Origin of the sequence: Streptomyces sp. NPDC020422, assembly GCF_044386705.1 — a bacterium.
Taxonomy (GTDB): Bacteria; Actinomycetota; Actinomycetes; order Streptomycetales; family Streptomycetaceae; genus Streptomyces.
In genome coordinates this window covers 568,232-582,262 of record NZ_JBIRVJ010000004.1, presented here as the reverse complement: position 1 = coordinate 582,262, position 14,031 = coordinate 568,232, and the positions used below count along the sequence as shown (strand labels likewise).

The following is a 14,031-nucleotide window of genomic DNA, read 5'->3' as shown; positions in this document are numbered from 1 at the left end:
AGAGTCACTCCGGTGCGGAGCGACTCCGTCCCGGCCGCTCCGCCCGGCTCGCTCCATCCGGGTCACCCCATCCGGCTCGCTCCGCCCGGGACACCCGGACCGGATCACTCCGCCGGGGTGCTCCGCCCGGGACACCCGGACCGAATCACTCCGCCCGGGACACCCGGACCGGATCACTTCGCCGGGTCACTCCGGCTTCGCGGCCGCCGTCTTCTTGGCGGCGGTCTTCTTGGCCGTCGTGGTCTTGGCCGTCGTCGTCTTCTTGGCGGCCGTCTTCTTCGCCGCGGCCGTCTTGGTCGCGGTGGTCTTCTTGGCGGCGGTCTTCTTCGCCGTGGCCTTCTTCGCCGGCGCCTTCTTGGCCGCCTTCTTCGCGGGGCCCTTGGCCCGCTTCTCGGCCAGCAGCTCGTAGCCGCGCTCGGGCGTGATCGTCTCGACGCTGTCGCCGGTGCGCAGGGTCGCGTTGGTCTCGCCGTCCGTCACGTACGGGCCGAAGCGCCCGTCCTTGACGACCACGGGCTTCTCGCTGACGGGGTCGGTGCCGAGCTCCTTGAGCGGGGGCTTGGCGGCGGCCCGGCCACGCTGCTTGGGCTGGGCGTAGATCGCCAGCGCCTCCTCCAGCGTGATCGTGAACAGCTGCTCCTCGTCGGTGAGCGACCGCGAGTCCGTGCCCTTCTTCAGGTACGGGCCGTAGCGGCCGTTCTGCGCCGTGATCTCGACGCCCTCGGCGTCGGTGCCGACGACCCGCGGCAGCGACATCAGCTTGAGCGCCTCCTCCAGGGTCACCGTGTCGATCGACATCGACTTGAAGAGCGAGGCGGTGCGCGGCTTGACCGCGTTCTTGCCGGTCTTCGGGGTGTCCTCGGGCAGGATCTCGGTGACGTACGGGCCGTAGCGGCCGTCCTTGGCGACGATCTGGTTGCCGCTGACGGGGTCCGTGCCCAGCTCGAAGTCGCCGCTCGGCTTGGCGAGCAGCTCCTCCGCGTAGGCGACGGTCAGCTCGTCGGGCGCCAGGTCCTCGGGGACGTCGGCGCGCTGGTGGCCTTCCTGGTCCTTCTCGCCGCGCTCGACGTACGGGCCGTAGCGGCCGACGCGCAGCACGATGCCGTCGCCGACGGGGAAGGAGGAGATCTCCCGGGCGTCGATGGCGCCGAGGTCGGTGACGAGCTCCTTCAGTCCGCCGAGGTGGTCGCCGTCGCCGTTGCCGGCATCGGCCGCGCCGCCCTCGCCGGAGCCGCCGCCCTCGCCGAAGTAGAAACGCTTCAGCCACGGCACCGCCTGGGCCTCGCCGCGCGCGATGCGGTCGAGGTCGTCCTCCATCTTGGCGGTGAAGTCGTAGTCGACGAGCCGCCCGAAGTGCTTCTCCAGGAGGTTCACGACGGCGAAGGAGAGGAACGACGGCACGAGTGCCGTCCCCTTCTTGAAGACGTAGCCGCGGTCGAGGATGGTGCCGATGATCGAGGCGTACGTCGACGGGCGGCCGATCTCGCGCTCTTCCAGCTCCTTGACCAGGCTGGCCTCGGTGTAGCGGGCCGGCGGCTTGGTCGCGTGGCCGTCCGCGGTGATCTCCTCGGCGGCCAGCGCGTCGCCCTCGGCGACCTGCGGCAGGCGCCGCTCGCGGTCGTCGAGCTCGGCGTTCGGGTCGTCGGCCCCCTCCACGTACGCCTTCATGAAGCCGTGGAAGGTGATCGTCTTGCCGGAGGCGGAGAACTCGGCGTCCCGGCCGTCGGCGGCGGTGCCGCCGATCTTGACGGTGACGGAGTTTCCGGTCGCGTCCTTCATCTGGGAGGCGACGGTCCGCTTCCAGATCAGCTCGTAGAGCCGGAACTGGTCGCCGGTGAGGCCGGTCTCGGCCGGCGTGCGGAAACGATCACCCGAAGGACGAATCGCCTCGTGCGCCTCCTGGGCGTTCTTGACCTTGCCGGCGTAGACGCGCGGCTTCTCCGGCAGGTAGTCGGCGCCGTAGAGCTGCGTGACCTGCGCACGGGCCGCGGAGACGGCCGTGTCGGACAGGATCGTGGAGTCCGTACGCATGTAGGTGATGAAGCCGTTCTCGTACAGCTTCTGCGCCACCTGCATGGTCGCCTTCGCGCCGAAGCCCAGCTTCCGGCTCGCCTCCTGCTGGAGGGTCGTGGTGCGGAAGGGGGCGTACGGGGAGCGGCGGTACGGCTTCGACTCGACCGAGCGGACGGCGAAGCGGGTGTCGGCGAGGGAGGCCGCGAGCGCGCGGGCCTTCTCCTCGTCGAGGTGGAGCACGTTCTCGGTCTTCAGACGCCCGTCGGCACCGAAGTCGCGACCCTGCGCGACGCGCTTGCCGTCGACCGTCGCGAGGCGCGCGACCAGCGACGACGGGTCGGAGGGGTCGCCGGCGCGGCCGGTGGAGAAGGTGCCGGTGAGGTCCCAGTACTCGGCGGAGCGGAAGGCGATCCGCTCGCGCTCGCGCTCCACGACGAGGCGGGTGGCGACGGACTGGACGCGGCCCGCGGACAGGCCCCGCATGACCTTCTTCCACAGCACCGGCGAGACCTCGTAGCCGTACAGCCGGTCGAGGATGCGGCGGGTCTCCTGGGCGTCGACCATCCGCTTGTTCAGCTCGCGGGGGTTGGCGACGGCCTGCTGGATCGCGTCCTTGGTGATCTCGTGGAAGACCATCCGGTGGACGGGGACCTTGGGCTTCAGGACCTCCTGGAGGTGCCACGCGATGGCCTCGCCCTCGCGGTCCTCATCGGTGGCGAGGAAGAGCTCGTCGGACTCGGCGAGCAGCTCCTTGAGCTTCCTGACCTGCGCCTTCTTGTCGGCGTTGACGACATAGATGGGCTGGAAGTCATGGTCGACGTCGACGCCGAGGCGGCGCACCTCGCCGGTGTACTTCTCGGGAACCTCGGCGGCGCCGCTCGGGAGGTCGCGGATGTGCCCGACGCTCGCCTCGACGACATAGCCGGGGCCGAGGTAGCCCTTGATCGTCTTCGCCTTGGCAGGCGACTCGACGATGACGAGTCGGCGGCCGCCCTGTGCGGTCTCGCTGGTCGGGGACAACTTCGCTCTTCTCTCCGGTCGACGCTCTCTGGCACGTACTGCGTACGTACGGGCAGCGTACGTACCGCGCTGGCACGCACGGCAGCGGCACATACGGTGACACTGTCGTCGCTGCGGAGTGTGACGGTACAACCCGCCCCCGTGTCAAACGGCGAAAGACCGCAACGGCCACTCGAACGGTAACCCGACTCCAGCCCTTCCTGCCGCCCGGACTGCCGGACCGGCGGGGCGGGGCTCCGGCTCGGGATCCCGGCGGAGCGTCCTCACAGCCGCCCGAAGCACCAGATCCCGAGAAGGAGGGAGGCGGCGCCGAAGAGGCCCGCGAGGGCGGCGGCCGGGCGCGGCGCGACGCCGAGCGCGACCGGCTCGCCCTGGGTCGCCCGGACCCCCGTCCACAGCAGCAGTGCGGCTCCGAACAGCGTGAACGCCCCTCCCGCGAAGATCGCCGGCCCGCTCTCCATGCCCGTACCCCGTTCCGTTCCCGTGCCGCGTCGGCGCCGCGTCCGTCCCGCGTCGCTCGCGCGTCCGTGTCCCGGAGCCGAGGCTGACACCTCCCGGCGTCACGGGGGCGAATTCCCGGTGAACGGCGCGGAGGGCCGCGGACGGTTTCACGAGGATGGCCGGTACTCCGCTGTTCCTCCCGTCTTCTTCGTCACCTCACCCTTCGTCAGTTCCGGTCGGGCCGATCGGATCTCTCGGACCCGGCCGAACCCCGCCGGACCGCGTCGGGGCCCGTCAGGCCCGGCCGGGAGCGGCCGGGTCCGGTGGGGCCCGGCCGGGTGCGGTCGGGTGCGGCCGGGCCCGGTGGGGCCAGGTCGGGCCTGACGGGTCCGGTCGGGTGCGGTCGGGCCCGGTCGGGCCCGGTGGGGTCCGGTCGGGTCAGGTCGGGTCCGGTCGGGCCCGGTCGGGTGCGGCCGGGTCCGGTCGGACCCAGGTGGTCCGGTCGAGCCCCGTCCGCCCCCGTCGGGTCCGGTCGGATGCGCCGTCGGATGCCGTCGGGTCCGGTCAGACGCGCCGTCGGGTGCCGTCAGGTGCCGTCACGTCAGGTGGCGTCAGGCGCCGTCAGGTGGCGTCAGGCGCCGGTCTCGCCCAGCGGCAGCAGGAAGCCCTCCTCCACCAGGAGGCGGATCGCCTGCGGGGTGCGGTCCCTGAGGGTGACCGGGTCCTCGCCGGTGAGCTGGCCGATGGCGTCGAGGATCCGGCCGGCGCTGAGCGTGCCGTCGCAGACGCCCGCGAAACCGGCCGCCACGTGGTCCACCCGGGTGGCCCGGCGCATGCCCCGGTTCTGCCGGAGCAGCACGTGCTCCGGGTCCTCGGCCCCGGGCAGGCCGACCTGCTCTTGGACGACCTCGGGCGCCAGGGTGAACCGGTCGGCGAGCAGGCCCGCGTCGTCGCGGTCGCGCAGGTAGTCCTGGCGTTCGAAGTGGGCCCGCACGGTGTCGCCGAGGGGCTGCTCGACGGGGTGCGGCCACTCCTCGATGACGATCGACGGCTCCACCGCGCCGGAGGCCACCGCCGCGTTCCTCCGCAGGGTGATCCAGCCGAAGCCGATCGCCTTGGTCTTGCTCGCCTCGAACTCGTCCAGCCATCGCCCGTACGCCAGCCGGTACTCGGCCGGGTCGCCGCGGTGGTCGCCGCTGTCGCGCAGCCACAGCTCGGTGTACTGGGTGACGTCCTGGACCTCGCGCTGCACGATCCAGGCGTCGCAGCCGCGCGGCACCCAGGAGCGCAGCCGGTCCTGCCACTCCTCGCCCTCGACGTGCTGCCAGTTGGCGAGGAACTGCGCGTACCCGCCGTCGTTGAGCCGGTCCCCCGCCTGCTGCACGAGCGTGCGGCACAGGTCGTCGCCGCCCATGCCGCCGTCCCGGTAGGTGAGTCCGGCGCCGGGCGAGATCACGAACGGCGGGTTGGAGACGATCAGGTCGTACGTGTCGCCGTCGACCGGCTCGAAGAGCGAACCGGCCAGCAGCTCCGCGCCGCGGGCGCCGGAGAGGGCGAGCGTGAGCCGGGTGAAGTCCAGGGCGCGCGGGTTGAGATCGGTCGCGGTGACCAGGGTGGCGTGCTGGGCGGCGTGCAGCGCCTGGATGCCGGAGCCGGTGCCGAGGTCGAGGGCGGTGGCGACGGGGGTGCGGACGGTGATGCCGGCGAGGGTGGTGGAAGCCCCGCCGACGCCGAGGACGACTCCTTCGTCCTTCTTGCCGATGCCGCCGGCTCCGCCGACCGCGCAGCCGAGATCGGAGACGATGAACCAGTCCTCGCCGTCCGGGCCGCCGTACGGGCGTACGTCCACGGTCGCGAGCACGGTGTCCTCCTCGCGGACCACCCAGCCGTCGGCGAGCGCCTCGTCCAGGGGCAGCGCGGCGGCGGCCCGGTCGTGCTCCACGGCCCGCTGGAGCAGGAAGAGGCGGACGAGGGTCTCCAGCGGGGAGTCCCCGCGGGTGGCCCGCAGGGCGGGCACGGTCTCGCTGCGGGCGAGCGCGGCGTAGGCCTGGGCGCCGAGCAGGTCGAGCAGACCGTCGGCGGTGAAGTCGGCGGCGAGCAGTGCCTCGCGCAGTCGGGCGGCGTGCGTGGGCACCGGGAGGCTGGGGGTCGTGCTGGTCGTACTCACGTGCCCCATTGTGACGGCCGCCACCGACAACGGCCGACAGCGACAGGTCGGGCCGGTCCGACACCCGGGCCGGTCCCGCGGGTGCGCGGGGCCGGCCCGGTGCGCCTACGACTTGGGCGACGCGGTCGACTTGGCGGTCGACTTGGCGGTCGACTTGGCGGTCGACTTGGCGGTCGGCTCGGTGCCGGGGGTGGCCGAGGAGCCGGGGGTGGAGCCGGCCTTCGGGGAGGCCGAGCCGCTGGGCTTGGCGGACGGCTGGGGGGTCTGGCAGCCGGGCTGCTTGGCCATGGCCTGGCCGAGTTCGCCGGCCTGGAGCTTGGCGACGGCGTCCTGGTCCATGTTCTGGATCTTGCCGAGGTTCTCGGAGACGACCTTCAGGCCATCGGCGAACTTCTGCTGGTTCGTCGTGTCGAGCGCGTCGACCTGCTTCTTCAGGCCCTCGTACGCCACCGCCGTCGCGTTGAGCTCCTTGATGGCGTCCTGCTGGATCTTCTCGCCGTTCTCGACCGGCGGCACTCCGGAGGCCTGGACGGCCTTGGCGAGGGCGCGGTCGGCGGCGGCGATGTCGGCGAAGGCCTTCGAGTCGGCCGCCTTGATGGTGGCGGGCTTGCTGTCGGCCGCCGTGGAGATGATCAGCTGGTTGGCGTCGGCCCGCTTCTGGATCTGGGGCTGCGCCTGGTCGCAGAACGTCTTGGCCCAGTCGTTGACCTTGTCGCCCTCGTCGTCGCTGCAACCCGACAGCACGAGCACCAGTACCGCGCCGCCGGACAGTGCGGCCGCAAGCTTCTTGTTCACCGGATCGGTCCCTTCCAAGGCTCTCGGCCCCGGAACATACACGCCGGACGGGTGACATCCATCGATCGTGGGACCGATTCATCCGTTATTGCAGCCGTTTGCACCAAGCGGACAGGGGCGGACGTCACGTCAGAACATGGGATCCGCTCTGCGCTGAAGGAGCTTGACGAGGCGTTACGGGCATCACCCCCGCGAAGCGGAAGCGGGAGCCGGAACCGGAGCCGAACCGAAGTCGAAGCCGGACCGAAGTCGAAGCCGAAGCCGAAGCCGAAGCGCCCGTCGCGGCGAAGCGGCCTATGGGGCCTGCTTGGGGGCGCCTACGGGGCCTGCCTGGGGGCGGCCCACGGGGCGACCTGCGGGGCGGGACTACGGGGCGGCCGTGGCGTCCCGCGAGGAGCCGTTGCGCTCCGCCGGGCCGTCCTCGCCCCCGGCGACCCTGCGCCGCTTGGAGACCCGGACGGCGCCCACGATGACGACCAGCGCGAGGACGGCGACCGACGCCCGCAGACCGCTGCTGGCGTCGTCGCCGTAGCTGAACTGCACCACGGCGGGCGCGATCAGCAGCGCGACCAGGTTCATGACCTTCAGCAGCGGGTTGATCGCCGGGCCCGCGGTGTCCTTGAACGGGTCGCCGACCGTGTCTCCGATGACCGTGGCCGCATGCGCCTCGCTGCCCTTGCCGCCGTAGTTCCCGTCCTCGACCAGCTTCTTCGCGTTGTCCCAGGCGCCACCGGAGTTGGCGAGGAAGACGGCCATCAGCGAGCCGGTGGCGATGGCCCCGGCGAGGTACGAGCCGAGCGCGCCGACCCCGAGCGTGAAGCCGACCGCGATCGGCGCGAGGACGGCGAGCAGCCCGGGCGTGGCGAGTTCGCGCAGCGCGTCCTTGGTGCAGATGTCGACGACCCGTCCGTACTCGGGCGTCTCCGTGTAGTTCATGATCCCGGGGTGGTCGCGGAACTGCCGCCGCACCTCGAAGACGACCGCGCCGGCCGACCGGGACACGGCGTTGATGGCGAGTCCGGAGAACAGGAAGACGACGGCGGCACCGAGCACCATGCCGAACAGGTTGTTGGGCTGGGAGATGTCCATGGACAGGTTCATTTCCGTGGCCTTCGCGCCCACTTCGGCGACCGAGGTCGCGATGGCGTCCCGGTAGGAGCCGAAGAGCGCGGCCGCGGCGAGCACGGCCGTGGCGATGGCGATGCCCTTGGTGATCGCCTTGGTGGTGTTGCCGACGGCGTCGAGGTCGGTGAGGACCTGCGCGCCCGCGCCCTCGACGTCTCCGGACATCTCGGCGATGCCCTGGGCGTTGTCGGAGACCGGGCCGAAGGTGTCCATGGCCACGATCACCCCGACGGTGGTGAGCAGCCCGGTGCCGGCGAGGGCGATCGCGAACAGCGCCAGCATGATGGAGGTGCCGCCCAGCAGGAACGCCCCGTAGACGGCGAGGCCGATCAGCAGCGCCGTGTAGACGGCGGACTCCAGGCCGATGGAGATGCCGGCCAGGACGACGGTGGCGGGGCCCGTCAGCGAGGACTTGCCGATGTCCCGGACCGGGCGCCGGGTCGTCTCGGTGAAATAGCCGGTGAGCTGCTGGATCAGCGCGGCGAGCACGATCCCGATGGCGACCGCGACCAGGGCGAGGATCCGCGGGTCGCCGCCGTGGGTGGGGATGCCGGGCTCGGTGACGCCCTTGAGCTCGGCGTAGGAGGACGGGAGGTAGGCGAAGACGGCCACGGCGACCAGGGCGAGCGAGATCAGCGCGGAGAGGAAGAAGCCCCGGTTGATGGCGGTCATCCCGCTGCGGTCGGCGCGCCGGGGGGCGACCGCGAAGATGCCGATCATCGCGGTGACCACGCCGATCGCCGGCACCATCAGGGGGAAGGCGAGGCCCAGATCTCCGAAGGCGGCCTTGCCGAGGATGAGCGCGGCGACGAGCGTCACGGCGTACGACTCGAAGAGGTCGGCGGCCATGCCCGCGCAGTCGCCGACGTTGTCGCCCACGTTGTCGGCGATGGTGGCGGCGTTGCGCGGGTCGTCCTCGGGGATGCCCTGCTCGACCTTGCCGACGAGGTCGGCGCCGACGTCGGCGGCCTTGGTGAAGATGCCGCCGCCGACCCTCATGAACATCGCGATGAGCGCGGCGCCGAGACCGAAGCCCTCCAGGACCTTGGGCGCGTCGGCGGCGTAGACCAGCACGACGCAGGAGGCGCCGAGCAGGCCGAGGCCGACGGTGCACATGCCGACCACGCCACCCGTACGAAACGCGATCTTCATCGCCCGGTGGGCGACATCCGTCAGGTCCTTCTCCGGTTCACCGGGGGCGGGCGTGGCCTGTCTGGCCGCCGCGGCGACCCGAACGTTCGCCCTTACGGCCAATCGCATGCCGACGTATCCGGTGGTCGCCGAGAAAAGCGCACCCACCAGGAAGAACAGAGAGCGTCCGGCCCGCTGCGACCAGTTGTCGGCGGGCAGCAGAAACAGCAGGAAGAACACGACGACGGCGAAGACGCCGACCGTGCGCAGCTGGCGGGCGAGATAGGCGTTGGCGCCTTCCTGCACGGCGGCCGCGATCTTCTTCATGGATTCCGTGCCCTCGCCCGCCGCCAGCACCTGGCGGACGAGGAGCCGGGCCACGACCAGCGCCGCGAGCGCGACGGCCGCGACGACGACCACGATCACGCGGTTCTCCTGAGTGAGCACCGCCGCTGCGAGACCCGCCATTCGTCCTCCTTGACGTTGCGAGGTCAAGATAGGGCGGATTCTAGGGAGAGAAACCCGATCAAAACGGGTCGCCGCAATGGGAATTCCCGAATACCTCACAAGTACCGCCGAATGCGGTAATGGGGTCAAAGCATTCGCGGCTGATGCGCGTCGGCGGGAATGAGAAGAGGCCCTGCGGGGCAGGGCCTCTTTTCGCTGTACGCGAGTCGGTCTCGGGGTCGGCCGGGATCACCGGTCCGGGGACTCCGGCCGGATCATCCGGGCTCGGCCGCCCGCCGCGGCGCTCAGGCGAACGCGGCGTCCGGGTTCGCCGGCCAGCTCATGCGGATGGTGCCGCCGTCCTCGCCGGCGCTCACCTCCACGTCGTCGACGAGCCCGCGGATCACCGCGAGACCCATCTCGTCCTCGCCGTCGGCGTCGTCGAAGTCCTCGGCCGGGGCCGCGTCCCGCTCCCCGGGCACGCCGACGGCATCGGCCGCCGCCACGCCCGCACCGGGCACCTCGTCGCCGACCTCGATGGAGAAGGTCTTCTCCTCCTCGGTCAGCACGACCCGGACGGGGGTGGTGACGCCGTTGCTGCGGTGGAGCCCGACCGCGCGGGAACACGCCTCGCCGACCGCGAGTCTGACCTCGTCGAGGACCGCCTCGTCGACTCCGGCCCGGCGGGCGACCGCGGCGGCCACGAGACGGGCCGTACGGACGTGCTCGGGCTGGGCGCTGAAGAGGAGTTCAACGGTGGCCATGCGATCCCCCTGGGGTTCTGGACGGCTCTCCACGGAACGACGTCTGCGCGACGCTGTCGCGCCGCCCTCAGTCGGCCGCGTTGACGGCCTCTTCGACCGAGGTGTGGATCGGGAACACCTTGGTGAGTCCGGTGATCCGGAAGATCTCCAGAATGCGCTCCTGGTTGCAGACCAGGCGCAGCGATCCCTCGTGCGCGCGAACGCGCTTCAGACCGCCCACGAGCACGCCGAGGCCGGTCGAGTCGAGGAAGTCCACGCCTTCCATGTCGACAACCAGGTGGTAGCTGCCGTCGTTCACCAACTCGACCAACTGCTCGCGCAGCTTCGGCGCGGTATACACATCAATCTCGCCCCCGACCTCGACGACCGTGCGGTCGCCGGCCGGGCCGGGCACAGTGCGAGTCGACAGAGACAGGTCCACGGGTCCTCCAGCACCTAGCTATCGAGCGGCCGTCCCTCGGAACTCCCGTGCGGAGTCACGGGACGGAACGCCGGCCGCGATGGCATTCAATCACTTACCAGCTGCCATGCACGACGCCTTGGAAGCATTGTCCGTCACGCCGGTGACACACTCGGTGCCGATGGCCAAGAATCACCGCCCCCGCCGACCCGCCGGGGAGACGGGCAACCGCCCCTCTCCCGGTCAGATCCTCGACCGGCTCTCCACAGGCGAGAGCCGGGTCGCGCGCATCACCCATACGGAGCATCTGCCCGCCCGTGCGGGCCGTCATGCCGTCTGGCCGGACCGCATCCGCGCGGAGGTGATCAGCGCCATCCAGGCCGCCGGGATCGAGCACCCCTGGGCCCACCAGGCCGAGGCCGCGGAGCACGCCCTGGACGGCTCCTCCGTGGTGATCGCCACAGGGACCGCCTCGGGCAAGTCGCTGGCCTACCTCACCCCCGTCCTGTCCACCCTCCTCGACGGTGCCGAGGCCGCCAACGGCCGCGGCACCACCGCCCTCTACCTGGCCCCCACCAAGGCGCTCGCCGCCGACCAGCGCCGCGCCGTACGCGAGCTCGCCGCCCCGCTCGGCAACCGGATCCGGCCCGCCGTCTACGACGGCGACACGCCGGTGGAGGAGCGCGAGTGGGTGCGCCAGTACGCGAACTACGTGCTCACCAACCCCGACATGCTCCACCGGGGCATACTTCCCTCCCACCCCAGGTGGTCCTCCTTCCTGCGCTCCCTGCGCTATGTCGTCATCGACGAGTGCCACACCTACCGGGGCGTCTTCGGCTCCCACGTCGCCCAGGTGCTGCGCCGGCTGCGCCGCATCTGCGCCCGGTACGGCTCCGACCCCGTCTTCCTCCTCGCCTCGGCCACCTCCGCCGACCCCGCCCACGCCGCCGGCCGTCTCACCGGCCTGCCCGTCACGGAGGTCTCCGACGACGCCTCCCCGCGCGGCGAACTGGTCTTCGCCCTCTGGGAGCCGCCCCTGACCGAGCTCCACGGCGAGCAGGGCGCCCCGGTCCGCCGCACCGCCACCGCCGAGACCGCCGACCTGCTGACCGACCTCACCGTGCAGGGCGTCCGCTCGGTCGCCTTCGTCCGCTCCCGGCGCGGCGCCGAGCTGATCTCGGTCATCGCCCAGGAACGCCTCGCCGAGGTCGACCGCTCACTGGCCCGTCGGGTCGCCGCCTACCGCGGCGGCTACCTGCCCGAGGAGCGCCGCGCCCTGGAACGGGCCCTGCACTCGGGCGAGCTCCTCGGCCTGGCCGCCACGACCGCCCTGGAACTGGGCGTGGACGTCTCCGGCCTGGACGCCGTCGTCATCGCCGGCTATCCCGGCACCCGCGCCTCCCTGTGGCAGCAGGCCGGCCGCGCCGGGCGCTCGGGCGAGGGCGCCCTGGCGATCCTGGTCGCCCGCGACGACCCGCTGGACACCTTCCTGGTCCACCACCCCGAGGCGATCTTCCGCCGCCCGGTCGAGTCGACCGTCCTCGATCCCGACAACCCCTACGTCCTCGCCCCCCATCTGTGCGCCGCCGCCGCGGAACTTCCCCTCACCGAGTCCGACCTGGCCCTCTTCGGCCCCGCCGTACCCGACCTGCTGCCCCAGCTGGAGGCGGCCGGCCTGCTGCGCCGCCGTTCCGCGGGCTGGTACTGGACCCGCCGGGAGCGGGCCGCCGACCTCGCCGACATCCGGGGCGGCGGCGGCAGCCCCGTGCGGATCGTCGAGGCCGGTACCGGCCGGCTGCTCGGCACGGTCGACGAGGCCGCCTCCCACGCCTCCGTCCACGAGGGCGCCGTCCACCTCCACCAGGGCCGCACCTATCTGGTCCGCGAGCTCGACCTGAAGGACTCCGTGGCCCTCGTCGAGGAGGCGAACCCGCCCTACTCGACCACCGCCCGCGACACCACCGCGATCTCCGTCCTGTCCACCGACACCGAGGTCCCCTGGGGGGCCGGCCGCCTCTGCTACGGCTCCGTCGAGGTCACCAACCAGGTCGTCTCCTTCCTCCGCCGCCGACTGATCACCGGCGAGGTGCTGGGCGAGACCAAGCTCGACCTGCCGCCCCGCACCCTGCGCACCCGGGCCGTGTGGTGGACGGTCACCGAGGACCAGCTCGACGCCGCCCGGATCAACCCGGAGATCCTCGGCGGCGCCCTGCACGCCGCCGAACACGCCTCCATCGGCATGCTGCCGCTCTTCGCCACCTGCGACCGCTGGGACATCGGCGGCGTCTCCGTCCCGCTCCACCCCGACACCCTGCTGCCGACCGTCTTCGTCTACGACGGGCACCCCGGCGGCGCCGGCTTCGCCGAACGCGCCTTCCACACGGCCCGCGCCTGGCTGACCGCCACCCGCGAGGCCATCGCCTCCTGCGAGTGCGACTCCGGCTGCCCGTCCTGCATCCAGTCCCCCAAGTGCGGCAACGGCAACGACCCCCTCCACAAACGAGGCGCGGTACGCCTCCTCACGGAACTGCTGCGGGAGGCGGTGGGGGAGGAGCAAGAGAAGACACCGGGAGAGACACCGCCGGAGGGACAGGGAGAGGCACCGGGAGGGGCACAGAGGCAGGCGCGGGGGGAGGGCGCGGCGGCCCCGGAAGATTCCCCACCCCCGGGAGACCCGCCGGGCCAGGCGGGCCCGCTCGGGAACTGACCTCCGGGGACCACCGCCCGAATGGCACCCGGGCGGTGACGTCCGCGATGTCCTCCCGGACCCGGCACCTGACCACCGCCGCCCCCTGCGCCTCGGCCACCCGTGCCGCCGCCGCGCAGGCGTCCGCCTCGCCCCACAGGGCCCGGTCGGCCGCCGCGAGGGCCGCCAGGTCGGCCGCGCCGCCAGCCCGGTGCCGGGCGGCCACCGCCTGCCCCAGGGCGAGCACGGCGCCGAACACCACGCACAGGGCGCAGGCCGCGAAGGCCGTCCACACCGTCGCCGCTCCCCGGTCCGCGGCCCTCATGGCATCGCCGTCCCCACCGTGTCCTCGGCCAGCGCCGCCGCCCCGGCCCGCAGGGTGAGTCCCAGGCCGCCAGGCCCGGGTGCCGACGCCTCCACCGTCACCCGCCACAGCTCCCCCGAACGCGCCACGGAGACCCGGGCGCCGTCCGGGGCCGCGGCCACCGCCGCCGCCTGGGCCGCCGCCACCGGCTCGGAACGGGCCACCGCCCGCGCCCCGGCCCGGGCCGCGTCCACGCACTGGATCTGCGCCGCCGCCGCTGCCAGGGACCACAGCAGGGCCGTGGTGAACAGCACCAGGGCGGGCAGGACGACCGCCGTCTCCGCGGTCACCGACCCCCGGTCAGAACGGCACATCGAGAGCCTTCCCGATCACCGACTCCAGGGCCTTCGTGACCGCGCCGCTGGTGAGCACCTTGTAGAGCACGGCGGCGAACCCCGCCGCGGCGATCGTGCCCATCGCGTACTCCGTGGTGCTCATCCCCACGTCGCGCCCCACCGCCGCCCGCCGGAACCGCCACCAGCCGTGGAACAGCGCCCTGAACGTCCTGACCTTCAGCACGCCCACCACCCCGTCAACCGTCCGCATCGTCCCCGTCCCCATCGCCGTCAACCGCTTCATCTGCATGGCCTCCATCGCCAGTTGCCCTCTCTTCGCCCATCCCGTTCTTCGGGCGTCCCGTTCTTCGGACGCCCCGTTCTTCGGGCGTTCGTCCAGCCG

Annotated in this window: 10 protein-coding genes and 1 pseudogene; 1 reads left to right on the top strand and 10 read right to left on the bottom strand. The window is 72.3% G+C overall.

The features are described from left to right. Nucleotides 1-186 precede the first annotated feature (186 nt). From topA to ACH414_RS13455, 7 genes are all read right to left on the bottom strand, one after another. On the bottom strand, nucleotides 187-3,033 hold the full coding sequence (topA, locus tag ACH414_RS13485) for a type I DNA topoisomerase (protein ID WP_382546916.1): 2,847 nt from the start codon (nucleotides 3,031-3,033) through the stop codon (nucleotides 187-189). Between the two features lie 263 nt (nucleotides 3,034-3,296). Further along, nucleotides 3,297-3,494 carry a hypothetical protein gene (locus ACH414_RS13480; RefSeq protein WP_382546919.1) on the bottom strand — a complete coding sequence of 66 codons (198 nt, stop codon included), beginning with the start codon at nucleotides 3,492-3,494 and terminating at the stop codon, nucleotides 3,297-3,299. Between the two features lie 611 nt (nucleotides 3,495-4,105). Beyond that, a complete protein-coding gene (locus tag ACH414_RS13475; RefSeq protein WP_398941861.1) occupies nucleotides 4,106-5,650 on the bottom strand; it encodes a methyltransferase in 1,545 nt (514 codons plus the stop codon). A gap of 96 nt (nucleotides 5,651-5,746) precedes the next feature. After that, complete coding sequence (locus ACH414_RS13470; protein ID WP_398941860.1) at nucleotides 5,747-6,436, bottom strand: small secreted protein; 690 nt, start codon at nucleotides 6,434-6,436, stop codon at nucleotides 5,747-5,749. A 366-nt stretch (nucleotides 6,437-6,802) separates the two neighbouring features. Then, the gene (locus tag ACH414_RS13465; protein WP_382546927.1) at nucleotides 6,803-9,160 is read right to left on the bottom strand and encodes a sodium-translocating pyrophosphatase; all 2,358 of its coding nucleotides are present in this window, start codon (nucleotides 9,158-9,160) and stop codon (nucleotides 6,803-6,805) included. 284 nt (nucleotides 9,161-9,444) lie between these two features. Continuing rightward, nucleotides 9,445-9,903, bottom strand: a complete 459-nt coding sequence (locus tag ACH414_RS13460) for an ATP-binding protein (protein WP_382546929.1) — start codon at nucleotides 9,901-9,903, stop codon at nucleotides 9,445-9,447. A 67-nt stretch (nucleotides 9,904-9,970) separates the two neighbouring features. After that, on the bottom strand, nucleotides 9,971-10,324 hold the full coding sequence (locus ACH414_RS13455) for an STAS domain-containing protein (RefSeq protein WP_398941858.1): 354 nt from the start codon (nucleotides 10,322-10,324) through the stop codon (nucleotides 9,971-9,973). 79 nt (nucleotides 10,325-10,403) lie between these two features. Between ACH414_RS13455 and ACH414_RS13450 the strand changes: the two genes are divergently transcribed. After that, nucleotides 10,404-13,010 carry a DEAD/DEAH box helicase gene (locus ACH414_RS13450; RefSeq protein ID WP_398941857.1) on the top strand — a complete coding sequence of 869 codons (2,607 nt, stop codon included), beginning with the start codon at nucleotides 10,404-10,406 and terminating at the stop codon, nucleotides 13,008-13,010. A gap of 40 nt (nucleotides 13,011-13,050) precedes the next feature. Here the strand turns inward: ACH414_RS13450 and ACH414_RS13445 are convergent. The 3 genes and pseudogenes from ACH414_RS13445 to ACH414_RS13435 all read right to left on the bottom strand — a co-directional run. After that, nucleotides 13,051-13,314 (bottom strand): annotated as a pseudogene (locus tag ACH414_RS13445) (Rv3654c family TadE-like protein); the annotation flags it as partial. Beyond that, on the bottom strand, nucleotides 13,311-13,643 hold the full coding sequence (locus tag ACH414_RS13440) for a TadE family type IV pilus minor pilin (RefSeq protein ID WP_382546935.1): 333 nt from the start codon (nucleotides 13,641-13,643) through the stop codon (nucleotides 13,311-13,313). The gene ACH414_RS13440 and the pseudogene ACH414_RS13445, both read right to left, overlap by 4 nt. Before the next feature lie 10 nt (nucleotides 13,644-13,653). Continuing rightward, nucleotides 13,654-13,932: a DUF4244 domain-containing protein gene (locus ACH414_RS13435; RefSeq protein WP_398941855.1), complete on the bottom strand. Its 279-nt coding sequence runs from the start codon at nucleotides 13,930-13,932 to the stop codon at nucleotides 13,654-13,656. Between the last annotated feature and the right edge of the window lie 99 nt (nucleotides 13,933-14,031).

What these genes read in the sequence shown, in the direction of transcription:
- ACH414_RS13480 (WP_382546919.1), bottom strand. Translation starts at nt 3,494, where the DNA reads ATGGAGAGCGGGCCGGCGATCTTCGCGGGAGGGGCGTTCACGCTGTTC.
- ACH414_RS13475 (WP_398941861.1), bottom strand. Translation starts at nt 5,650, where the DNA reads ATGGGGCACGTGAGTACGACCAGCACGACCCCCAGCCTCCCGGTGCCC.
- ACH414_RS13465 (WP_382546927.1), bottom strand. Translation starts at nt 9,160, where the DNA reads ATGGCGGGTCTCGCAGCGGCGGTGCTCACTCAGGAGAACCGCGTGATC.
- ACH414_RS13460 (WP_382546929.1), bottom strand. Translation starts at nt 9,903, where the DNA reads ATGGCCACCGTTGAACTCCTCTTCAGCGCCCAGCCCGAGCACGTCCGT.
- ACH414_RS13450 (WP_398941857.1), top strand. Translation starts at nt 10,404, where the DNA reads ATGGCATTCAATCACTTACCAGCTGCCATGCACGACGCCTTGGAAGCA.
- ACH414_RS13435 (WP_398941855.1), bottom strand. Translation starts at nt 13,932, where the DNA reads ATGAAGCGGTTGACGGCGATGGGGACGGGGACGATGCGGACGGTTGAC.